Here is a 22,898-nt window from a genome sequence, read left to right on the forward strand (position 1 = left end):
TCATATCTAGTCAATTAAGTAATGAAATGTGGATTAAACAACGTGCTCCAGTCCCACTGAATTGGTGGCTATTACGCGTTGATCTTTTACTAACAGTTTTGATTTCTATTCTCGTCTTGTTTGGTCTTTTTATTTTGTTTAGTGCTAGCAATCAAAATATAAACGTTGTAACCAAGCAATTGTTTTGGTTGCTGATCGGTTTTTTAGTAATGTTTATCCTTGCTAACATTCCCCCACAATTTTATTATCAATGGACGCCTTTGATATTTGTCTTTGGGTTATTTTTATTAGTTATTGTATTAGTCTTTGGAGATATCGGAAGGGGCGCGCGTCGTTGGTTTAATTTGGGATTTTTTCATTTTCAGCCCGCGGAAATTATGAAACTTGCTACACCCATGATGCTCGCTTACTACTGTAGTAATAAAAAATTTCCCCTTCGAATAAAATCTTTATTTTGTTCTTTGATACTTTTAACACTACCTGCAGTGTTAACTGCGAAACAACCTGATTTAGGAACAGCTATGGTTATGGAGATTTCAGGATTATGTGTACTGTTATTGGCAGGAATAAGTTGGCAATTAATTTTTACTTTACTTTTTTTAATTATTGGATTGAGCATACCTCTTTGGCATTTTATGCATACTTACCAAAAGGATAGAGTATTAATTTTTTTAAATCCAGAGAGAGATCCTTTAGGAAAAGGTTATCATATTATTCAGTCAAAAATTGCTTTTGGTTCTGGTGGTTTATTTGGAAAAGGATGGTTACATGGAACGCAGTCACACCTTCAATTCTTGCCTGTCCATGTGACTGATTTTATTTTTGCGGTAATCGGAGAGGAATTTGGTTTTCTTGGTTGTCTTGTTTTAATTGGCCTCTTTTTAATTGTTTTTGCTAGATGTTTTTTGTATATGAGTAATAAAGCGCAAAATACTTATGATCGCTTGTTAAGCGGAAGCTTAAGTTTAACGTTTATTTTGTCAGCATTGGTTAATATAGGAATGGTCATTGGTATTTTACCTGTTGTTGGTGTGCCTTTGCCGCTTATAAGCTACGGAGGTAGTTCTATTATTACAACTATGGCTGAATTTGGCATTATCATGTCGATATACACACATAAAAAATTGTGGTCTATTATCTAAAGATATAATGGAACTATAATATTATGTTATCCTTAAACAGGTATCGGAAAATATTATTATTCACTTTGATTTTTTTTAGTACAACAGCCTCCTCTATGGAGGCGGCTGGGGTGCCATCGTTACCACAAAAAGCTTATTCTTTCGTTCATTATATGGTAAAACACTGTCGATTTAAACAAAAAATACTTATTAATATTCTTGCCCATGCTAAGTGTAATCAGGAAATCATTTATAAAATCACGCATCCGTACGAAGAGAAACCTTGGAAAATTTATCGAGATTATTTTATTACAGACATTCGCGTACAAAAAGGAATTCATTACTGGAAAACTCATCAACAAGCTTTAAAATATGCATACCGTATATACGGTGTTCCTTCTGAAATTATCGTAGCTATCATTGGGATTGAAACTAACTACGGCCAATGCATAGGGAATTACTCCGCTTTAGATGTTCTTACTACGTTAGCTTTTTATCATCAATTTCGTACTAAGTTTTTTTTATCTGAGCTTGTTCAACTTTTTTTACTTGCTAAAGAACAAGATTTACCAATTTACTTAATTAGAAGTTCTTATGCAGGAGCTATTGGTATTTCTCAATTTATGCCTAGCACTTATCGACATTATGCTACAAAATACCCAAGGAACCACTATCTCAATCTTATGAGACATAACAACGATGCTATTGTCAGTGTCGCCAACTTTTTACACATCCATGGATGGAAAAAAAATCAACCTGTTGCTTACATTGTCAATCACCCACACATTTTAATAGCGGATAAAAAAGCATTGCTTTCTATTAAAAAAAAGCAACTTAAAGCTTATTTTTATTTAAGAAATACAGACATCTCTTCGATCATTGAGATAAAGTCATCGATTCCATGTCAAATAAAAAGTAATCATAAATATTTTTGGTTTCTTTTTCCAAATTTTTACGTGATTATGCGGTATAATCCGCACGTGATGTACGCTATGGCTGTTTATCAATTAAGCCAAGCGATTCGTGAACAATACAATAAGCTAACGAACTAAAAAAGATAGGCTGTTTTGTAGAAAGTCAAAAAGCTCTGATTATACTCTTTCTTTTACAAATTTGAATTGTGTTTGGAGAGAATTGTTCACATTTTCCTTTCGGGGGGTTTTCTATTCCACCCAATAGCCGATAAACGTTTTGTAAGTGAAGGGTGTGTAGAAAAGAGCTCATTTAATGAGCTTCTTATTTCAATACCTGCTTTTATAGGATCGTAGATATAAGCCGCTTGACGAACGCTTTCATGAGGGGTGTGTTTATATGTGAAAGAGTATTCCTCCTTGTTTTGCATATGGTCGTCTTGAATCTTTAATAACGCTCTAGCCAAAGGTTCATTATCACGTATCAATCTCACAGAACCCGCATCAGCCATATACTCTCGAGTCCGGCTAAGGTATAACATTAATAGTATTGTAATCAAAGGCAAGCAATAACGTAATACTAGTATAAAAAAGAATAATTGATTGCGAGTTTCGTTGTCTCGCGAGCGCTCTCTAAAAAGAGTGCTGAAGAAAAGAATATCAACTAGCATTAAAAGAGAATTAACAAGCACAGAAGCGATTAGGGTTAATCGTATGTCTGCATGACGAATATGACTAACTTCGTGCGCTATAACAGCTTCTAATTCGCTACGATCCAGTTTTATTAAAAGCCCACTAGTTATAGCAATCATCGAAGATTTTTCATCAAAACCACTGGCAAACGCATTCATATAGCGAGCGTCTATTATATAAATTCTTGGTCTAAATTGAAGCACTGCAGCAACTTTTAATTCTTCTACGATATTGTAGAGCATTTTTTCTCGAAAAGTTATAGCGGTTTCCGAAGTAATTTCTCTATAATGAGTTCCAAGGAGCGCTAGTTTGTGATTAAAAGTAAATGTTATAAATAGAGAAAATAATGCAAATAATCCTGTAACAAAAGTAGCAATTGGGAATATCTTTAAACTGATCAATGCTACGAAAAGCTGCCAGACTGTAGCTATAGGGAAATGGTTTGCATAAATGTACAAATCTATAAGAAGCCCTACTAGCAAATAGATCAACACGAAGGTAAAAATAACCAACAAAGTTTTTTGCTGATTTCTTTTTATAGAAGCCCGCCAATCGATTGTAGTTGATTTAAAATCTTCAATACAATTCATAGTTTTATAAAATTATCAAAGATCTATAATGTTATCGTGTAGTTCTCTTGATTCTGAATTTTATCGGAAGATAATTCCCAATAAGGAAAATGAATATCTAACTTTTTAGGAAAAGCTCGGACAACAATTGAAGGAAAAACCATGTTTTTTTTAGCATTGTAACGTTCTACACTATCATTATAAGCTTGTTTTGCATAGGCTAATTTATTTTCTGTATTAACTATCGCTTCTTGTAATTGCATTGCATTTTGATTTGCCTTTAGATTAGGATATTGTTCAAATACAACACGCAGTCCACTAAAAATCATAGATATTTTATTCTCTGCCTTCATACGAGCGCTATTATCTCCTTCTTGTTTCGCTGTTTGCGCTTGATTACGTAGCGCTACTACATCTTTCAAAGTGGATCTTTCATAATCCATATATTTTTTCACAACATCAATCAAAGATTCAAATACTTTGAACCGTCGATCTAATTGGATATCAATTTGTTTATTGTTGTTGCGGATAGACTCTATTAGAACAATCAGACTATTGTAAGCCGCTATAGCATAGACACCCAGTAACACTAGCAAAATAAGGATAACAATAAAGAACTTCATGGTCTTTCCCCTTTTTAAATATATTTTACTTTGACATTATAACTTAGAGCTTAGTCAATTCGCAAATTTATCACTTCTAAAAAATATATACAGCAAATACACGTGTAAATCCCTTACTATGAGCAAAAAATACTAAATAGAAACAGCATGCTATTTACAAAACAGTGTTACTTTATATCAAATAATTTTGATTTATCGATGTGCACTTAAATTTTATATTGTTACGTTCTAATATTGTTTCTACTGCTCAGAGTCATATAATCAGTAACATAAAGTTATTTCTTTTTAAAAGATAGAGATGCCAAGAATATGATAATTCTTGAAAAGATTCGTAGACAGATTGAACAATTACGTAGAGAAATTAATCAACATAACTATCAATACTATGTTTTATCAGAACCTATTATATCTGATGAAACCTATGATGAACTTTTTTCTAAATTACGACAATTAGAAACACAATATTTTAAGTTGGTGGTACCCACTTCTCCCACTCAGCGAGTAGGAGCATTGCCTCTTAAAAAATTTAAAACTGTCTTTCATAAGATGCCTATGTTATCCCTGGATCATGTGTTTAATACATCGGCATTGCTGGCATTTGAGAAACGAGTTCAACAGCGATTAAAGTTAGATCAACCTATTGAGTACGCTTGTGAACCTAAAATGGATGGAGTAGCATTGAATTTACTTTATGAACATGGCAAGTTGGTTCGTGCTGCTACGCGAGGCGATGGTGTTATAGGAGAAGATGTTACTCAGAATGCTAAAACGATTACAACAATTCCCTTACAGTTAAGGGGTCAGGACTTTCCTCAACTGATTGAAATACGAGGAGAAGTGTTGATGTCCCGCAAAGAGTTTAAAAAACTTAATGAAGAATCGAAAAAATTAGGAACAAAGGCATTTGTAAGTCCTAGAAACGCTGCTTCAGGAAGCTTACGTCAATTAGATCCACAAATCACAGCACAACGGCAGTTGTCGTTCTACGGTTATGCTTTAGGTGCTGTTAGAGGCGGTATTTTGCCACAGAAACACAGCGACGTCCTAATAAAATTCAGAAAATGGGGGATTCCCATTGTTCCTAAAACAGTAGTGGTAAAAAGTATAAAAAACTGTTTTCATTATTGTGAATATTTTCAGAAGATACGTGACACCTTTTCTTTTGATATTGATGGTATGGTAATAAAAGTTAATGTGCTTGCTTTACAAGAGGCATTGGGATACATTGCACGTGCTCCTAGATGGGCGGTTGCTTATAAATTTTTAGCTCAAGAAAAAATAACAACTGTAAAGAGTATTGAATTTTATGTAGGGCGTACTGGTGCTGTAACACCTATAGCCCGATTGGCACCTATTTCCATTGGAGGAGTAACAATTAAGAACGCTACTTTACATAATTTTAATGAATTGCATCGAAAAGATATTCGTGTAGGTGATACAGTTATTGTACGCCGTTCTGGTGACGTAATTCCAGAAATTATCGCACCTTTATTAGGACGACGACCACGGAATACTAAGCAGGTAAATGTTCCTAAGTTTTGTCCTATATGTCAAACGAAAGTGATAAAATTAGAAAACGAAGTTGTAGTTCGATGTATAGGAGGTTTGTCTTGTACAGCTCAATTACGAGAAACAATTAAACATTTTGTTTCACGTCGAGCAATGAATATCAAAGGATTGGGTGATAAATGGATAGCGACTTTTATTAAAGAAAAAGTAATTAAAGACATAGTGGATATTTATAAACTTAATATAAATTCTCTCATAGCGCTTCCTAGAATAGGAAAAAAATTGGCTGAAAATTTACTAGCGGCTATTGAGAAAAGCAAAAAGACTACTTTAACACGGTTTTTGTATGCATTAGGGATTGTTGGAGTTGGTGAAACGAGTGCAAGGGCTTTATCTCAGCATTTTCAAGAACTTAGGCCTTTAATGGAAGCTTCTGATAGACAACTTTTAGCTGTTAAAAATATTGGTCCAATTACTGCAAAGAATGTTAGAAACTTTTTTCAACAGGACCGTAATATTGCACTGATTAGCGCATTAATTCACCTCGGCATTTCTTTTGTAAAAGAGAGAACAAATTTACAGTCAGAAATTTCTGGAAAGGTTTTTGTTCTTACTGGTAAATTAGAAAGTTTGACGCGAGACACAGCAAAAGAAAAAATTAAACTTTTCGGAGGAAAAACCAATAATAATGTATCTAAAAATATTGATTATTTAGTTGTTGGAGAAAATCCGGGTGATAAAAAATACGATAAGGCAAAAAAATTAGATATTTCTATTATCAATGAAAAGGTCTTTTTGACATTATTAAAACAATGATTGCAACAATACGAAATTAAAAGTGAAAAAGTGACGGATAATATTAAACAGAAGAAAGGTGCAATTAATTACCTAATTTTATGATCATGAAAACGTTTTTTATAAAAATTATGATAATCTCTGTTTTCTATGATTCTTTATCATAGAAAAATAAACGTTGTAAATCGACACACACTCTCATCCTCATCAAAATTAATAATATAGAGGAAACAACAAAGAAACCGATTACGATTTCCCTTGTCTTATCTTTTTTGTGATTGCACGAGTTAATAAAACTGTAGAAGAGTTAAGGACGTTATAAACAGTATAATAATACAAAATACAAGTTAACCATATTTATCTTTCATTATTTTAGGGTTCTTTTCCCTTTCTGTGCTTTTTAGGTTGCACTTTATACTTTATACTTGTCGGTCGCTTTCTGTTAGCCTCTTTAGAGGAGAAATTAAAGTAAACATAGCGAGAGAAATGAAAATTGTGATTAGACCTATTTTCGTGAATAAGTGATTATAAATAGGTAACGACAAACTTGGATCTGTGGAGATATTGGCTGGAATACTGGCGATACTGGCTACTTTGCCTGCAATAATACTTGCAATTGAGGCACAAAGGAACCAAAGACCCATAGTAAATCCCATGAACCGTTGTGGTACGTATCGAGCGGCTAAAGATAAACCAAGAGCGCTCACTAAAAGCTCTCCTGTACTTTGTAACCAGTAAGAAAAGACTAGCCATACGCCTGAAATTACTCCATGATGATTATAGAAAGCACCTAATGGTAGAAATAAAAAACTCAATCCGGCTAACAGCGTCCCCAATGAAAACTTAGCTGGCAATGATAAATCTCGATTATTTTTATGCCACCGCCGGTAAAACCATGCCATTACTGGACTCATTATCATTACCCAAAACGAATTTAGCATTTGAAATTGAGCTGGTTGAATGGGAATACCAAGTATTGCATGGTGAACATTACGCAAAGCGAACAATGATAATGATGTCGGCATTTGAAAATACAACACGAAGAAGATAACAGCTTGAAAAAATAAAATTATGAATAACAACATTCCTTTTCGTTCTTCTGCAGTTGCTTTATAAATTAATATCAAGTAAGTAAAGAATAAAACAATAGTACTACCAAACAGGAGCCAGGAAATAGCTTGGTAGTAGTTAAGTAAGAAATTGCTTACAAAAATTAGTACTATGATGCCCAATAACACATAACCAAAATAATCCCATCGAAGAGGAATTTGATCTGGTTTAGAGCCAATACTAAATATAGTCTTTCTCATAATAAGAAAATTCAAAATAGCAAGCATCATCCCAATACAACAAACAGAAAAAGCTATATGCCAACCAAAAAAATTATTTAAGATAGGAGTAAGATTCATAGAAACCGCCGCACCTATATTAATAGCCATATAATATAAAGTAAAACCACTGTCTAAATTATGGGGTGTTTCCTCATAAACTTTTGAAAGTAAACTCGAAGGATTAGCTTTAAATAGTCCTACACCCACAGCAATGAAGGCTAGTGGGAGTGAAAAATGCTGACTAGAGACCTTTGGTAAAGATAATATTAGATATCCAAATGCTAAAACTACTGCGCCTAATAGAATAGTTCGTTTAGTTCCTAATACTTTATCGCCAATATACCCACCCAAACAGGGAAGTAGAAAAACTAAAGCGCTAAAAGCCGAAAACAAAAAATCGGCACGACTATCTTGATAACCTAATTGTTGTACCATATAAAGAACCAACAATACCTGTACACCATAGAATCCAAATCGCTCCCAAATTTCAATAAAGAAAATAAGATAAAAAGACTTGGGTTGAGCAGTCAAAGATTTAATGGACACGCATACTCCTCGTGAAATTGATCACCGGTTTGTCACTATATACAGATTCTTCTAAAAATCCAACAAAATAGAAAAATGTAAAAACTATACAATATAGTGTGTAAGCGCGAACTTTTTTGTCAAAAAACCTGAAACACTCTGATTGGAAAAACAAAACGATTTTTATAAAGACAATCTTTTTAAGAGTTAGTGAGATCAGTGAAAATTGCATAAGTAATATTTTGTAAAATCTCTCGCGGATTCGGAAGTTGCATGATAGATCGACCTATGACTAAATAATCGCTGCCTGCCTTAATAGCAGCCCTAGGAGTCATAGTCCGTTTTTGATCCTGTTTTTCTTCGTGAGATAATCGAATACCAGGTGTTACCAATAAGAAATCTTTACCTTGTTGTTTCCGTAAAAAAGCTGCTTCTTTAGCTGAACATACTACTCCGTCAAGGCCAGATTCTTTAGCAAGTATCGCCATGCGAGCCACCAAAGAGGTAATATTGCTATGAATCCCTAGAGTTTTAAAATCAGAAGCGTCTAGACTAGTTAGAGCAGTAACTCCAACAACTATTGGTCTTGTCTTCCCTCCTCCTATTGTATTTTTTAATGTATCCATTACTGTTTCTAACATAATACGCCCTCCTAAAATATGCACATCAACCATCCAAACACCCAAAAGAGCAGCAGCACGACAAGCACTCGCGGCTACCTTTGGGATGTCATGAAATTTTAAGTCCAAAAAAATTCTGTAATTTTTTTGGATTAACTCCTCTATAAAAGGAGGACCATACCGTGTAAATAAAATATTTCCAATTTTAAGATGACATAACGTAGGATCTAATTGTTGTATTTGTACATCGACCTCCTCGCGAGTATTACTATCAATAGCTACAATAATTTTAGGTTCTTTTTTTTTTGTCATTTAAAAATTTGTTTTTTGAATAAACTCTTACTGCCCTTTAAATAATTATACAGATGAAAATTGATTTCGTCTTTTCGAATAGTAATCAGCAATAACGCACGATGAGAAAGAATAAAATAAAAGGCCCTGCTTCAAAAAAAAGATTGGAGAATGAAAGAATCCGAATAATATCGTAAAGTTTTAGATGTTTTTACAAACCGGTGATATCACTTATCCAATTCCTTATTTCGCATCTGCTCTTTAAGAAGATCGCCCAAAGTACCTAAAGTAGTAGTCCCTTTCGATATATCAGGAGATATTATTGTCATCGCTGCTCCTTGACTTTCCTCATCTGAAAGTTTTACTGCAGTTTTATGAGATACTTGAATGAGATGATCTTTGTAATCCAACTTGATGATTTTTACCGCAATCTTGTCACCAACGTTAAGCTTTTCTGTCAAATCTTGCACATGATCGTACGCATAATCCGATACATGCATTCTACCAAACACTTGATGATCCAACTCTAAGATAGCTTGTTTACTTTCTACTTCTTTTATTCTAGCTTGTATAATTGTATCCTTACCGTATTTTTTAAGAAATTCTTCTGTAGGATTTTCTTCAAGTTGTTTAATACCAAGAGCAATTCTCTCACGCTCAGGATCGATTGCCAAGATAACAGCTTTCACATCATCACCTTTTTTATAACGACGAATGACTTCTTCAGTATTTTCTGACCAAGAAAGATCAGATATATGCACAAGACCATCAATATCACCCTCCAATCCAATAAAAATACCAAAGTCAGTAATGGAACGCACTTTGCCGATAATTTCTTCATCCTTTTGGTGTTTTTTTGCAAATTCTTTCCATGGGTTAGGCTTACATTGCTTGATTCCTAACGAAATACGGCGACGCTCTTCATCGATACTAAGAATCATAACCTCAACGTCCGTACCAGACTGTACGACTTTGCTAGGATGAATATTTTTATTAGTCCAATCCAACTCAGAAGCATGGACTAATCCTTCCGCACCATCTTCTAGTTGCACGAAACATCCATAATCAGTGACGTTAGTTACCCTGCCAAATACTTTGGTGTTTATAGGATAACGTTGCGCAATATTTAACCACGGATCATCGGATAATTGTTTCATTCCTAACGATACTCTGTCTCTGTCTCGATCAAATTTGAGTATCTTAACACGCACTTCATCACCAATATTAAGCAATTCACTAGGATGTTTAATACGTTTCCAAGCTATATCCGTAATATGTAACAAACCATCGATACCTCCTAAATCAATGAAAGCACCATAATCTGTAATATTTTTAACGACTCCATTAATTTCTTGACCTTCTTGAAGATTTTCTAATCGAGCTTGCCGTCCGGCATTGGATACGGCTTCTACGACGGCCCGTCGTGAAACAACTACATTATTCCGATGTCGGTCCATTTTAATGATCTTGAAATCGCATTCAGTGCCTCTAAGGGAATCAGGATTGCGAACAGGTCTTGTATCTACTAAAGAACCTGGTAAAAAAGCACGTATCGTTTGGATTTCTACGGTGAATCCCCCTTTAACCCGTTCTACAATCTTTCCTCTAACCAATTCTTCAGTCGCATAAGCTTTTTCCAATTTTTCCCACATCTTTATGCGACGTGCTTTTTCTCGTGATAAACGAGTTTCTCCGAAACCATTATCAGGAGTATCAATCACTACGTCCACTTTATTACCCACCTGTATTTCTTCACAGTGAAATTCGGCAGTAGGTATTACGCCCTCTGATTTAAGACCAGCATCAACAACAACCCAGTTTGGTTTTACCTCCACAACAGTGGCTTTAACCAAAGCACCAGATCGAAGATTAGTCTTTTCCAAACTTTTTTCAAACAAATCAGCGAAACTTTCGCCCATAAAACATTCACCGTGTTATAACACTAAATACCCGATACTAATAATAGTCATCAGAAAAATTCATTCTAAAATGCTGATAAAGAAAATTTGGCACATTTTCTGATATATTGCATGACTGTTATGAAAACCTCTTCTATACTTAGTGCAGTGGTATCAATAACCAAAGCATCCACCGCAGGTCTAGCAGAAGAGAGAGTCCTGTTAACATCGCGAAGATCACGCTCTTCTAAGTCTCCTCGAAGACTATGAATACTAGCATTAATTCCACTTTTTTGCAACTGCCTATAACGTCGATAAACACGTTCTCTTATATCGGCACTGAAATAAAATTTCAATGTGGCGCACGGAAAAACAACTGTTCCCATATCTCGACCATCAGATACCAATCCAGGCCATCGACGAAAATTACGTTGGTATTGAAGAAAGGCTTTACGCACTACTGAAAGCACTGCAACTTTAGAAGCTAAATTACCACATTTTTCGTTCCGAATAACTTTTGTAATATCGTGATTATTACAAATTATTTTCAATTTAAGATTGTTAACCACAAGTTGACTCTTTATAACTATTCGGAGTTTTTTTATTAATTGTACTACCTTTTCTTTATCTTCTATAGGAATTTTATAACGAGATAATGCCCAAGCTACTGCACGATAAATGACTCCGCTATCTAAAATATTCCAGCGCAAAGCTTTTGCGATTCGAAGAGCAATAGTTCCCTTTCCAGAACCAGAAAGACCATCAATTGTAATAACTGGAGGTTGTATTACTAAGTCATACATAATAATTTTGTAATTTATAATCTAATAATTAATTACATATCAATACAACAACATTAAAACACTTTTAATTTTATTCCTATTCTTCTTGCTAGTGTGATAAAATTAGGAAAGGAGGTGTTGATATTTTCACAGTTTTGAATACAAACAGCAGATTTTGCTAGAATACCCGCGATAGAAAACGCCATAGCAATACGGTGATCATGGTAACTAGAAATTGTCCCTCCTTGAAATTTTCCTCCTTGTACTATTAAACCATCAGGAAGTAATTGCACATTAATTCCTAATTTCTTCAGCCCTTCTGCCATAACGGCAATACGATCGGTTTCCTTTACTCTCAGTTCTTTTGCACCTCTTAATATAGTTTTACCTTGTGCAACAGCAGCTGCAACTAACAAAATAGGAAATTCGTCAATGGCAAGCGGTATTTGTTCTTTAGGAATATCAATACCCTTAAGAGGAGCATAATGTACAAGAATGTTTCCTGTAGGTTCTTTGTTTTTTATATGACGTTGTACAATTTTAATTTGTGCACCCATCATCCTTAACAAATTTATAACACCAATCCTAGTAGGGTTAATGCCCACTTGGCGCAAACAGATAGAAGAACCAGGAACAATAGTAGCTGCTACGATAAAAAAAGCAGCTGACGAAATATCCCCAGGTACAATAATATCTTTTCTTGTTTTAAGCGTTGGTCCATTACCAGAGAGACAGGTTTGCAAATTTTTAATTCGTATAGGATATTTAAAAACTTGCTTTAATAATCGTTCAGTATGGTCCCTAGAAGTAGTTAATTCTATAATACAAGTTTCTCCTTTCGCATACAATCCTGCTAATAATAAGCAAGATTTTACTTGAGCACTTGCTATAGGTAGACGGTAATGTATTCCCTTTAAATTAGGATTTCCAGTGATTTTAAGAGGAGGAAAATTTCTATTTGAATCAATACGCACACCCATTTTCACTAACGGGTCAATAATACGCTTCATAGGGCGATTCCTTAAAGAACGATCACCTGTTAGGTTAGTAACGAAAGGTTGGCCTGATAATAATCCAGCTAACAAACGAATAGAAGTTCCTGAGTTTCCACAGTCTATATTGTAACGCGGGGCGTTTAATCCGTCTTTTCCTACTCCATTTACCAATAATACATTTTTATTTTTAATCACTTTAATGACGACACCCATGTGCTGAAAAGCTCGTACTGTGGCAAGATTATCTTCGCCCATTAAAAAACCTTTTATTCGTGTTTTTCCTTTAGCAATAGCGGCTAGAATCACAGCCCGATGGGAAATTGATTTATCACCAGGAACATCGATTATTCCTCTTAAATTATTTGATGGGATAATGCAACAGTTCATCTTAATGTATTTACTTACTTTATCCGTGTTTTTTTTCAAAATATTGCATAAAATCAATTAAGTTATCGATTCCAGATTCTGGCATTGCATTGTAAATACTAGCTCGCATACCTCCAATTAAACGATGACCTTTTAAGTTAGCTAATCCATTTTTTAAAGCTTCTTTAGAAAAGAGCAAATTAAGGTTCTTATCTATTAATGTAAAAATAACGTTCATCCGCGAACGATAATCAGGGTCAATAATGTTATGGTAAAATCCGCTGCTATCAATAGCATCGTATAATTTCTTCGCTTTTCGACTATTACGTTTAGAAAGAGCTAAAACACCACCTTGTTTTTTTATCCATTTAAAAACTAAACCAGTAATATACCAAGTAAAAGTTGGCGGTGTATTCCACAATGAATTTTCTTTATCATGCAAAGAATAGTGCAAAAAACTAGGGGTTTCTAAAATAGAATTTCGATTTAATAAATCTTTACGAATAATAATAATCGTTAACCCAGAAATGCCCATATTTTTTTGAGCACAAGCAAAGACTAATCCGTATCGTGATATATCAAAAGGACGAGATAATAAATTTGATGACATATCACATACTAGAGTTAAGTTTGTTTTTGGAATAAAAGAAAATTCCAACCCATTTGCTGTTTCATTGCTTACGTAATATAAATACGCTGCTTTTTTGTAGACATCCCAATCGTTTTGATTAGGAATAGTTGTATAATTAGATTCCTTAGCACTTGCTGCGATATGGAGATTACAATGTCGTTTTGCTTCTTCTATGGCTTTTTGAGACCAAATTCCCGAGTCAACATAAACTGCCGTTTCACATTTATCGGTTAAATTTATTGGTACCATAGAAAATTGTAATCGCGCTCCACCTTGCATAAATAAAATCCGATAATTTTTTGGAATAGTTAATAGTTCCCTAAGATTTTGCTTCGATTCTTCCATGATTTCTTTAAATTCTATACCACGATGTGGAACTTCTGCTATCGACATGCCAATACCATGCCAATCTAACAACGCATCACTTGCTGTAGAAAGAACCGTTTCTGGTAACATAGCTGGGCCGGCTGAAAAATTATAAATTCGTGACATAAAAATAGTGTAAAATACGATTTTATTACTACTTTATTATTGTTTGATTAATTCCTCTACTGAAATAGCTTCCATTCCAACCAGTATTTCCTCTTGTGCTAACTGTATCAGTCGAACTCCTTGAGTGTTTCTTCCCATTTGTGAAACTTCATTGACACGAATTCGAACTAAAGTACCTTTATTACTAATCAGTAACACTTCATAATTATTAAATACTTGAGTAGCAGAGACTACATTTCCGTTACGACGATTAATTCGAATAGCGATAACACCCTGGCCACCTCGACTTGTTGAGCGATAACTCTCTATAGCGGTACGTTGTCCATAACCGTGTGAAGTCGCTGTTAAAATATATCCACCTGGTTTTACAATAATCAAAGAGATAACGCTCTGATTTTCTTTTAATTTAATTCCACATACTCCATGTGCTGTACGCCCCATTGCACGCACTTCGCTCTCATGAAAACGGATGGCTTTACCGGCATCAGTTATTAACATTACTTCCTTATTGCCATCTGTGATATCAACTCCTACTAATCGATCTTCTGTTTTTAATGTCAATGCAATTTTTCCATTCATTCTAGATTGAAAAAATTCAGACGATACGACTTTTTTTACAGAACCCTTAGCAGTAGTCATAAAAATAAAATGAGATTTATTACAATAGCGTATAGGTAATATAGCAGAAATATATTCGTCATCAGATAAAGGGAGTAAATTAACGACCGGTCGTCCATATGAAACCCGGCTACTCTGTGGTACCTGATAAACTTTGAGCCAATACACCTTGCCATAAGTTGAGAAACACAGAATTGTATCGTGCGAATTTGCTACTAAGATACTTTTAACAAAATCCTGATCTTTTACTGCTGTAGCCATCTTACCTCTTCCTCCTCGATGTTGAGCCTGATAGCTACTTAATGATTGAGATTTAATATAACCACTGTAGGATAACGTTACGACTAAAGATTCTTCAGGAATTAGATCTTCGTTTGTTAAATCCAATTGCACATCGAAGATTTTAGTTCGACGCTCATCACCAAATCGAGCTTTTATTTCAATTAACTCATCTCGAATGACTTGATGCAATTTATCAGAGTCGGAAATAATAGAGGTTAATGTGCTAATATGATCTATTAAAGTAATGTACTCCTCAGAAATTTGATTACTTTCAAGTCTAGTTAAACGATGCAAACGCAAATCCAGGATAGCTTGTGCTTGCACTAGTGATATACGATAACCATCAGTTTGTAATCCGTATTTTGCATCCAGATTTTCTGGACGAGTACGATTGTTTCCAAACTTTTTTAATAAATTTAATACCTTTCCAGGTTGCCAAACTTTTGTTGATAATCTTTCTTTAGAAATCTTTGGAGTTTTTGTTTCTTTGATTAAATTAATGATTTCATTAATGTTTGTTAGTGCAATCCAGAGTCCTTCTAGAACGTGCGCTCTTTTACGAGCCTTCCGTAATTCGAACAGAGTACGACGCATCACGACATCTCGACGGTGTTGTAAAAAAGCACTGAGTAGTTGCTTTAAATTTAAAACGCGTGGTTGACCATCTTCATCCAAAGCTACCATATTAATTCCAAATACAGTTTGTAATTGAGTCTGAGAATATAAATTATTGAGAACAACTTCAGCGTGATCACCTCGAATTACTTCAATCATTATACGCATACCGCACTTATCAGATTCGTCGCGCAATACAGAGATTCCTTCAATTTTTTTTTCTTGTACTAGTCTTTTTATCTTTTCTAACAAACGGGCCTTATTTACTTGATAAGGAAGCTCAGAGATAATGATTTGCGAACGACCGCCTTTTATTGTTTCTATGTCAGCTTTTGCGCGTACACAGATTCGCCCTCGTCCAGTTTTATAAGCTTGGACAATACCACTGTGACCATTAATAATTCCTGAGGTTGGAAAATCTGGTCCTGGCACATGGTACATAAGTTCTTCTACAGTTAAATCTGCATCATTAATCAATGCTAAAGTAGCATTGATAACTTCGTTTAAATTATGAGGTGGAATATTAGTTGCCATTCCTACTGCAATACCTGAAGAGCCATTAACCAGTAAATTTGGAATACGTGCAGGAAGTACTGATGGTATCATTTCTGTCTCGTCGTAATTAGGCGTATAATCTACAGTTTCCTTTTCAATATCTGCCATTAAAGCATGGGCAAATCGAGATAAACGAATTTCTGTATAACGCATGGCTGCGGGTGCATCACCATCAACTGAACCAAAATTACCTTGACCATCAATAAGCAAATAACGAAGACTAAAAACTTGTGCCATTCTTACAATTGCATCATAAACAGCAACGTCACCGTGAGGATGATATTTACCAATCACATCTCCTACAATACGAGCTGATTTTTTATACGGTTTGTTCCAATCATTTCCTAATTCATTCATTGCATAGAGGATACGACGATGTACCGGCTTTAATCCATCTCGTATATCAGGCAACGCCCTACCGACAATTACACTCATTGCGTAATCTAGATAAGATTGTTGTAGCTCATCTTCGATGGCAGTTGGAATAATCTCGCGTGCAAGTTCTATCATACGATACGACTCTATTTTTCTTAAAAATGAATCATTAACGTCACATCATATCTTATTTTAAAGATAAGGGAAATATTCTTTACTTCTTTTTCCCAGTGTTTAACGCTATTATCTTTCCATAAATTAAGTACATAATCTTGTATTTGAAAACGCATTAGGTATTATTAAAATATATAGTTAGCGTATATGTATGTAGAATATGCGTTCCCAATTTTAGGATAAAATATTACTATGTATAATAAAACCTCAATACACAACGTCATGTGAAGAACTAATGTTTTCTTGAACTCTAACGCTTGTTAGATAATTTTTAGAAAGTACGAGTTCTAAATAAGAATCGCGACGTTCTCTACAAACAGTTTGTTAAAATAATAGTTTATTTAAAAGTGATTCTAGATTTTATTTATTAATTTCAAACTATCTCTAGGCATATCTAGAAAAACATTGTAGTAAAGCAATCGGGCATGGTATAACGTAGAACTCTACGTATAATAGGAAAGGGATATGTAAATAAAGAATTAGGTAAAACCTCAATATACAGAAAAGTAATTGTATAAGCGGGATCAATACAACAATCAATATCTGTAAAATTTGGAGATTGTATATTAGGTATGGCAGTACAGAAAAGACGTAAAACTCGCTCAAGGCGCGATATGCGTCGTTCACACGATACTTTACAAAGATTTTTAATATCTCAAGATCCTTTGACTGGTGAAATGCATTTGCGACATCATATTAGTCCAACAGGGTATTATAGGGGTCGTAGAGTTGTTATTTTGGAAAAGTCTCGTAAGGGTGAAGAGTAATATTGTACAATGAAGACGATTGCATTGGACGCTATGGGTGGTGATCACGGTCCTAAAGTTGTTGTTCCTGCAGCATTGTTGATTCTTAAAAAATATCCAGATGTAAAGATTCTTTTAGTAGGCAAAGAGGAGCAGTTGCGCCCTTTATTAGTGAACGATGAGAGTGATACAGTAGGAGACCGATGGAGAATTATACATGCTGACGAGGAAGTTTCCATGGATGAAATTCCTTCTCAAGTTCTTCGAACAAAGAAACATTCTTCTATGCGAGTGGCTATAAATTTAGTCAAAGAAGGTCGAGCACAAGCTTGTGTTAGCGCTGGAAATACAGGCGCTTTGATGGTAACTGCTCGACATGTTTTAAAAACGTTGCCTGGTATTGATCGGCCAGCTATCGTTGCTTCGTTTCCTACCAAGAATGCACAGGAAGTCCGAGTTTTAGATTTAGGTGCTAACGTCGATTCCAGTCCGGAAAATTTATACCAATTCGCTGTAATGGGATCAATTTTAGTGACAGCTTCTGATGATCTTCAGCGTCCAAAAGTAGGGTTGTTAAATATAGGTGAAGAGGAGATTAAGGGAAATGAATTAGTAAAAAAGGCTAACGGACTTTTTGAGAAAAGCAAGGTAATTAATTACATTGGATATATAGAAGGTGACTCTATCTTCAATAACATTGCTAATGTAGTAGTTTGTGATGGTTTTGTGGGAAATGTTGTATTAAAAGCTATGGAAGGAGTAATACAGTTGTTAACTCAATACGCTCGTTCTGCTTTTAAAGAAGCTTGGTGGACTAAGTTAATGATGTTTCCTGCCATTCCTATTTTTAAACGTTTAATACAAAAAATAGATCCGGAACGTTATAATGGAGCAACTTTTTTAGGATTAAATGCGATCGTGATAAAGAGTCATGGAAGCGCCAATATTTATGGTTTCTTTTCAGCGGTAGAAGAAGCTATTTTTGAGATTGATAAAAATATCCCCAAACTTATAAAAGAAAGAGTTGGTAGTTTCTTAGAGGAATCTAAGATCTCATGATGTATTCGCGCATTCAAGGAGTTGGCAGTTACATTCCAGAGAAAGTTCTCAGTAATACAGATTTAGAGCGTATGGTAAACACTTCAGACGAATGGATAATGAGACGAGTTGGAGTAAAAGAACGTCATATTATTGGCACCAGTGCTGACAGTACCACAACAATGGCGGTCGATGCTTCTAAGCGTGCTATAGAAATGTCTGGAATTAACCCTGCCACCATTGACATGGTTATTGTAGGAACTACTACCACAGAATATTACTTTCCAAGCACAGCTTGTCTAGTGCAAAGATATTTAAACCTAAGAAATGATATTTCTGCATTTGATTTGAATGCTGCATGTGCAGGGTTTGTATATGGAATAAGCGTTGCAGATCAATACATTCGCACAGGAGACGCTAAGACCGTTTTAATTATTGGAGTAGATGCGTTAACAAAAATAGTAGATTGGAAAGATCGCAGCACGTGTATCTTATTTGGAGATGGGGCAGGAGCTGTAATCTTAAAAGCTGATAGAGAACCAGGATTTATTAAGACTATTCTGCACGCCAATGGAAACTATTCAGATTTAATTACTTCTAAAAATCCTATATGGGATCATCAACTGAACAAATTTTTATTACGAATGCAAGGTAGTGAAGTTTTTAAAGTAGCTGTAACTAAATTGGGCGAGATTATTGATGAAACTGTAAAAAAGAGTGGCCTTAGAAAATCAGATATTGATTGGTTAATACCACACCAAGCAAATATGCGGATTATAAAAGCAATGGCTAAACGTCTTAGTTTACCTCTAGAAAGAGTAATTTTAACTATTCAAGAACATGGAAATACTTCCGCTGCCTCTATTCCTTTGGCTTTAGATGTTGCTGTGCGGTCCGGGAAGATAAAACGTGGTGAAACTTTATTGTTAGAAGCTTTAGGGGCAGGATTGGTATGGGGAGCTGCCCTATTGAGGTATTAGAGGAAAATAGTTAGAGTGTCTCAGCCGTTTGCTTTGATATTTCCTGGTCAGGGGTCGCAGTATTTGGGCATGCTCAAAGAATTAGCGAAAGAGCAGTCTATCGTTGAAGAAACGTTTTACGAAGCGTCTTCTGTTTTGGGGTATGATTTGTGGTTATTAACACAAAAGGGACCAAAAGAGAAACTAGACCAAACTCAATTCACACAACCAGCTCTTTTAGTAGCTGGTGTCTCTGTCTTTCGATGCTGGAAAGTTCTAGGCGGACCTCAACCTCAAATGATGGCCGGTCATAGTTTAGGAGAATATACGGCTTTGGTTTGTGCAAAGGCAATAACATTTACAGATGCTGTTGCATTAGTAAAAAATCGGGGAATTTATATGCAAGAAGCAGCGCCTATTGGAAAAGGATCAATGGGAGTTATTATTGGATTGAGTAAATCACAGATCGAAGACATATGTGAAGAATCGTCGAAAAATTTGATAGTTAGACCTGCTAATTTAAACTCTCTTATTCAGACTGTAATATCAGGAGATACGTTGGCGGTGGATCGTGCTCTTGCTTTGGCTCGAGTTAAAGGTGCTAAAATTGCTAAACATATTTCTGTTAGTGTTCCATCTCACTCTTCTTTAATGCAACCAGCAGCTGAACGTCTTGCGTATGACTTAGCTAAAGTAAAAGTGATTTCACCGAGAATTCCTGTAATTCATAATGTGGATGTATTAGAGCATCAAGGCACTGAATCAATTCGTAGTGCTCTAGTAAAACAACTCGTGGATCCTGTACGATGGGTAGAAACTATACAGAAAATGACGGGACGTGGGATAAAACTATTTGGAGAATGCGGTCCGAATAATAAATTAGCAGGATTAAACAGTTGTATAGAGCGCCACAGTAAAACGTTTCCACTCACCGCTACAAAACTAATTTTATCTGCTATTGATCAAGTAAAGAAAGCTTTTTAACAGCAAATGAGGAAACTAGAAATGATATGTCTTTAAAGGGAAAAGTGGTATTAATTACAGGTGCATCTCGTGGTATCGGATTAGAAATTGCCAAAGCTTTTGGTCTTCGAGGTGCTGTTGTTCTTGGAACTGCTACTTCTCAAGAAGGCGCCTATAAAATTACCCAATTTCTGTCTAAAGGAAGTTTTAAAGGAAGGGGGTATATTCTAAACGTTTGTAATCAGAAGGAAATTATCAGAACTGTCTTGACACAGATTCGAAACAGTTTTGACTTTCCAAACATCTTGATTAACAACGCTGGAATTACTAAAGATAATATTATACTTCGCATGAAATATGAAGAATGGAAATCTGTTCTTGAGACCAATTTGTACGGTGTTTTTCATTTAATAAAAGCTTGCTTGAAGCCGATGATTAAAAATCGATGGGGTCGAATCATCAATATTACTTCTGTTGTGGCGATAACAGGAAATCTTGGACAAGCAAATTATGTAGCTGCTAAATCTGGTCTTATTGGACTCACAAAAGTTGTTGCTATGGAACATGCTATCTATGGCATTACGGCAAATTGTGTTGCTCCAGGATTCATTAAAACAGAAATGACGGAAGCTTTATCAATAGAGCAACAAAAATCTATTTTATCTAGAGTTCCAATGAAGCGTATGGGACTTCCAAAAGAAATTGCTGGAGCTGTAGTTTATTTATCCTCTGAAGAAGCAGGATATATAACAGGAGAGACATTGCATATTAACGGTGGAATGTGTATGGTATAACGCTTGAAAGTAGTGTAATGAACATTTTTATTAGCATGTATTATTTACAGTTTTTTAGTATTTGAAAAGGGAGCCCGAGATATGGCAACAGTTGAAGAGCGTATTAAAAAGATTATCGTCGAGCAATTAGGAGTAAAGGAAGAAGAGGTTACTAACGATGCCTCCTTTGTAGATGATCTTGGTGCCGATTCCTTAGATACGGTTGAGTTAGTAATGGCGTTAGAAGAACAATTCGATATTGAAATTTCAGACGAAGCGGCAGAAAAGCTAACGACCGTTCAACAAGCAATTGATTATGTTAAGTTGCATTCCACAAGTAAGAATATTAGTTAATTGTTTTAGTATGTTTTTTAATGCTTTCGAGGAAAACTAAGGTTGATAGGGGAGAGGCGTGTTGTAATCACAGGATTAGGAGCTGTAACCCCAATAGGGAACAGTGTGCCTGAAATGTGGACCGCACTTTTAAGAGGAAAGAGCGGAGTGGCTCGTATTACTCGTTTTGATGCCTCTGCATTCCCTACACGAATTGCAGCGGAAGTGAAAAATTTTAATCCGAATTTGTCTTTAGATTCCAAAAAAGTACGTCATACTGATGTCTTTGTTCAGTTTGCCGTAGAAGCTTCTCGACAAGCTATTGAAGACTCTGGTCTTATTATCAATGAAAGTAATGCTTCTCGAATAGGTGTCGCTATTGGCTCTGGGATTGGCGGTATGCCTTGGATTGAAAAGTATCATCAGGTGTTGTTGCGCGATGGGCCGCGTAAAGTTTCTCCTTTTTTTATCCCTGGTGCTATTATTAATATGGCACCAGGGATAATATCTATAAATCATAATTTACAAGGTCCTAATATTTCTCTCGTTACTGCTTGTGCTACAGGTCTTCATAATATTGGACATGCCGCCAGAATTATTGCGTATAATGACGCAGATGTAATGATAGCAGGAGGAAGTGAAATGGCTACAACTGCCTTAGGGATTGGTGGATTTTCAGCTATTCGAGCGCTTTCTACACGAAACGACGAGCCTGAAAAAGCTAGTCGTCCATGGGATAAAGATAGGGATGGGTTTGTATTAGGTGAGGGAGCGGCATCGGTAGTGTTGGAGGAGTTAGAATATGCAAAAAAGCGTGGTGCTCCTATTTGTGCAGAAGTAATTGGTTTTGGTATGAGTAGTGATGCATTTCATATAACGACACCAGACCCAAATGTAAAGGGTTTTTATGCTTGTATGAAGAATGCCTTATTCGATGCTAGGATTTCTCCTGAAGTAATAGATTATATTAACGCTCACGGTACTTCTACTCAAGCAGCAGATCATCTTGAGGTATTAGCTATTAAAAAAACTTTTGGACGTCATGCTTATAAATTAGCTGTGAGCTCTACGAAATCGATGATGGGTCATATGTTAGGAGCTGCGGGTGCAGTTGAAGCGGTGATTTCGGTTTTAGCAATTCGCGATAATGTGGTACCGCCAACAATTAATTTAGAGAATTTAGATAAAGATTGTGACTTGGATTTTGTTCCTGAGATAGCACGTAAAATGAAAATTACTACAGTGATGTCAAATTCTTTTGGTTTTGGGGGAACCAATAGTACATTGGTATTAAAAAAACCTGAATCTTAATTTC

Annotated in this window: 19 protein-coding genes; 10 read left to right on the top strand and 9 right to left on the bottom strand. The window is 35.3% G+C overall.

What is annotated here, in order from left to right:
* Positions 1 to 26 precede the first annotated feature (26 nt).
* On the top strand, positions 27 to 1,142 hold the full coding sequence (gene rodA, locus Z664_RS02825) for a rod shape-determining protein RodA (RefSeq protein WP_052246378.1): 1,116 nt from the start codon (positions 27 to 29) through the stop codon (positions 1,140 to 1,142).
* A gap of 95 nt (positions 1,143 to 1,237) precedes the next feature.
* Positions 1,238 to 2,173, top strand: a complete 936-nt coding sequence (gene mltB, locus Z664_RS02830) for a lytic murein transglycosylase B (RefSeq protein WP_167885014.1) — start codon at positions 1,238 to 1,240, stop codon at positions 2,171 to 2,173.
* Between the two features lie 86 nt (positions 2,174 to 2,259).
* On the opposite strand, the gene htpX is transcribed toward mltB, so the two are convergent.
* Together htpX and Z664_RS02840 are read right to left on the bottom strand one after the other, a co-directional pair.
* Positions 2,260 to 3,315, bottom strand: coding sequence for a zinc metalloprotease HtpX (gene htpX, locus Z664_RS02835; RefSeq protein ID WP_039670125.1), 1,056 nt, complete (start codon positions 3,313 to 3,315; stop codon positions 2,260 to 2,262).
* 23 nt (positions 3,316 to 3,338) lie between these two features.
* A complete protein-coding gene (locus Z664_RS02840) occupies positions 3,339 to 3,917 on the bottom strand; it encodes a LemA family protein (protein WP_039670126.1) in 579 nt (192 codons plus the stop codon).
* Positions 3,918 to 4,226: 309 nt separating this feature from the next.
* Here Z664_RS02840 and ligA point away from each other — a divergent pair, with 309 nt between their 5' ends.
* Positions 4,227 to 6,242 carry an NAD-dependent DNA ligase LigA gene (ligA, locus tag Z664_RS02845; protein ID WP_039670127.1) on the top strand — a complete coding sequence of 672 codons (2,016 nt, stop codon included), beginning with the start codon at positions 4,227 to 4,229 and terminating at the stop codon, positions 6,240 to 6,242.
* Positions 6,243 to 6,640: 398 nt separating this feature from the next.
* Here ligA and Z664_RS02850 read toward each other — a convergent pair whose 3' ends face one another.
* The 7 genes from Z664_RS02850 to gyrA all read right to left on the bottom strand — a co-directional run bounded on the left by Z664_RS02850 (position 6,641) and on the right by gyrA (position 16,732).
* Entirely contained in the window at positions 6,641 to 8,098 is a 1,458-nt protein-coding gene (locus Z664_RS02850) for an oligopeptide:H+ symporter (RefSeq protein ID WP_039670128.1), read from the bottom strand.
* 179 nt (positions 8,099 to 8,277) lie between these two features.
* On the bottom strand, positions 8,278 to 9,009 hold the full coding sequence (pyrF, locus tag Z664_RS02855; protein WP_039670129.1) for an orotidine-5'-phosphate decarboxylase: 732 nt from the start codon (positions 9,007 to 9,009) through the stop codon (positions 8,278 to 8,280).
* Between the two features lie 206 nt (positions 9,010 to 9,215).
* Positions 9,216 to 10,907 carry a 30S ribosomal protein S1 gene (rpsA, locus tag Z664_RS02860; RefSeq protein WP_039670130.1) on the bottom strand — a complete coding sequence of 564 codons (1,692 nt, stop codon included), beginning with the start codon at positions 10,905 to 10,907 and terminating at the stop codon, positions 9,216 to 9,218.
* Positions 10,908 to 10,972: 65 nt separating this feature from the next.
* A complete protein-coding gene (gene cmk, locus Z664_RS02865) occupies positions 10,973 to 11,689 on the bottom strand; it encodes a (d)CMP kinase (protein WP_039670131.1) in 717 nt (238 codons plus the stop codon).
* Between the two features lie 53 nt (positions 11,690 to 11,742).
* On the bottom strand, positions 11,743 to 13,050 hold the full coding sequence (gene aroA, locus Z664_RS02870) for a 3-phosphoshikimate 1-carboxyvinyltransferase (protein WP_039670281.1): 1,308 nt from the start codon (positions 13,048 to 13,050) through the stop codon (positions 11,743 to 11,745).
* Between the two features lie 19 nt (positions 13,051 to 13,069).
* Positions 13,070 to 14,152 carry a 3-phosphoserine/phosphohydroxythreonine transaminase gene (serC, locus tag Z664_RS02875; protein ID WP_039670132.1) on the bottom strand — a complete coding sequence of 361 codons (1,083 nt, stop codon included), beginning with the start codon at positions 14,150 to 14,152 and terminating at the stop codon, positions 13,070 to 13,072.
* Between the two features lie 36 nt (positions 14,153 to 14,188).
* On the bottom strand, positions 14,189 to 16,732 hold the full coding sequence (gene gyrA, locus Z664_RS02880) for a DNA gyrase subunit A (RefSeq protein ID WP_039670133.1): 2,544 nt from the start codon (positions 16,730 to 16,732) through the stop codon (positions 14,189 to 14,191).
* A gap of 611 nt (positions 16,733 to 17,343) precedes the next feature.
* Between gyrA and rpmF the strand changes: the two genes are divergently transcribed.
* From rpmF to fabF, 7 genes are all read left to right on the top strand, one after another.
* Positions 17,344 to 17,538 carry a 50S ribosomal protein L32 gene (gene rpmF / locus Z664_RS02885; RefSeq protein WP_039670134.1) on the top strand — a complete coding sequence of 65 codons (195 nt, stop codon included), beginning with the start codon at positions 17,344 to 17,346 and terminating at the stop codon, positions 17,536 to 17,538.
* Between the two features lie 9 nt (positions 17,539 to 17,547).
* Entirely contained in the window at positions 17,548 to 18,576 is a 1,029-nt protein-coding gene (gene plsX, locus Z664_RS02890) for a phosphate acyltransferase PlsX (RefSeq protein ID WP_039670135.1), read from the top strand.
* The gene (locus Z664_RS02895; RefSeq protein ID WP_039670136.1) at positions 18,573 to 19,535 is read left to right on the top strand and encodes a beta-ketoacyl-ACP synthase III; all 963 of its coding nucleotides are present in this window, start codon (positions 18,573 to 18,575) and stop codon (positions 19,533 to 19,535) included. Before plsX ends, Z664_RS02895 begins: the two co-directional genes overlap by 4 nt.
* 15 nt (positions 19,536 to 19,550) lie before the next feature.
* Complete coding sequence (fabD, locus tag Z664_RS02900; RefSeq protein ID WP_039670137.1) at positions 19,551 to 20,498, top strand: ACP S-malonyltransferase; 948 nt, start codon at positions 19,551 to 19,553, stop codon at positions 20,496 to 20,498.
* 26 nt (positions 20,499 to 20,524) lie between these two features.
* Positions 20,525 to 21,271 carry a beta-ketoacyl-ACP reductase gene (locus Z664_RS02905; protein ID WP_039670138.1) on the top strand — a complete coding sequence of 249 codons (747 nt, stop codon included), beginning with the start codon at positions 20,525 to 20,527 and terminating at the stop codon, positions 21,269 to 21,271.
* Positions 21,272 to 21,352: 81 nt separating this feature from the next.
* Entirely contained in the window at positions 21,353 to 21,604 is a 252-nt protein-coding gene (acpP, locus tag Z664_RS02910) for an acyl carrier protein (protein ID WP_039670139.1), read from the top strand.
* 45 nt (positions 21,605 to 21,649) lie between these two features.
* Complete coding sequence (fabF, locus tag Z664_RS02915) at positions 21,650 to 22,894, top strand: beta-ketoacyl-ACP synthase II (RefSeq protein WP_039670282.1); 1,245 nt, start codon at positions 21,650 to 21,652, stop codon at positions 22,892 to 22,894.
* Positions 22,895 to 22,898: the final 4 nt, after the last annotated feature.

Origin of the sequence: Coxiella endosymbiont of Amblyomma americanum (assembly GCF_000815025.1) — a bacterium.
GTDB lineage: Bacteria > Pseudomonadota > Gammaproteobacteria > Coxiellales > Coxiellaceae > Coxiella.

Coding starts and splice junctions, on each gene's coding strand:
- rodA (WP_052246378.1), top strand. CDS start 27: ATGTGGATTAAACAACGTGCTCCAGTCCCACTGAATTGGTGGCTATTA.
- mltB (WP_167885014.1), top strand. CDS start 1,238: ATGGAGGCGGCTGGGGTGCCATCGTTACCACAAAAAGCTTATTCTTTC.
- htpX (WP_039670125.1), bottom strand. CDS start 3,315: ATGAATTGTATTGAAGATTTTAAATCAACTACAATCGATTGGCGGGCT.
- Z664_RS02840 (WP_039670126.1), bottom strand. CDS start 3,917: ATGAAGTTCTTTATTGTTATCCTTATTTTGCTAGTGTTACTGGGTGTC.
- ligA (WP_039670127.1), top strand. CDS start 4,227: ATGATAATTCTTGAAAAGATTCGTAGACAGATTGAACAATTACGTAGA.
- pyrF (WP_039670129.1), bottom strand. CDS start 9,009: ATGACAAAAAAAAAAGAACCTAAAATTATTGTAGCTATTGATAGTAAT.
- rpsA (WP_039670130.1), bottom strand. CDS start 10,907: ATGGGCGAAAGTTTCGCTGATTTGTTTGAAAAAAGTTTGGAAAAGACT.
- cmk (WP_039670131.1), bottom strand. CDS start 11,689: ATGTATGACTTAGTAATACAACCTCCAGTTATTACAATTGATGGTCTT.
- aroA (WP_039670281.1), bottom strand. CDS start 13,050: ATGAACTGTTGCATTATCCCATCAAATAATTTAAGAGGAATAATCGAT.
- serC (WP_039670132.1), bottom strand. CDS start 14,152: ATGTCACGAATTTATAATTTTTCAGCCGGCCCAGCTATGTTACCAGAA.
- gyrA (WP_039670133.1), bottom strand. CDS start 16,732: ATGATAGAACTTGCACGCGAGATTATTCCAACTGCCATCGAAGATGAG.
- rpmF (WP_039670134.1), top strand. CDS start 17,344: ATGGCAGTACAGAAAAGACGTAAAACTCGCTCAAGGCGCGATATGCGT.
- plsX (WP_039670135.1), top strand. CDS start 17,548: ATGAAGACGATTGCATTGGACGCTATGGGTGGTGATCACGGTCCTAAA.
- Z664_RS02895 (WP_039670136.1), top strand. CDS start 18,573: ATGATGTATTCGCGCATTCAAGGAGTTGGCAGTTACATTCCAGAGAAA.
- Z664_RS02905 (WP_039670138.1), top strand. CDS start 20,525: ATGTCTTTAAAGGGAAAAGTGGTATTAATTACAGGTGCATCTCGTGGT.
- acpP (WP_039670139.1), top strand. CDS start 21,353: ATGGCAACAGTTGAAGAGCGTATTAAAAAGATTATCGTCGAGCAATTA.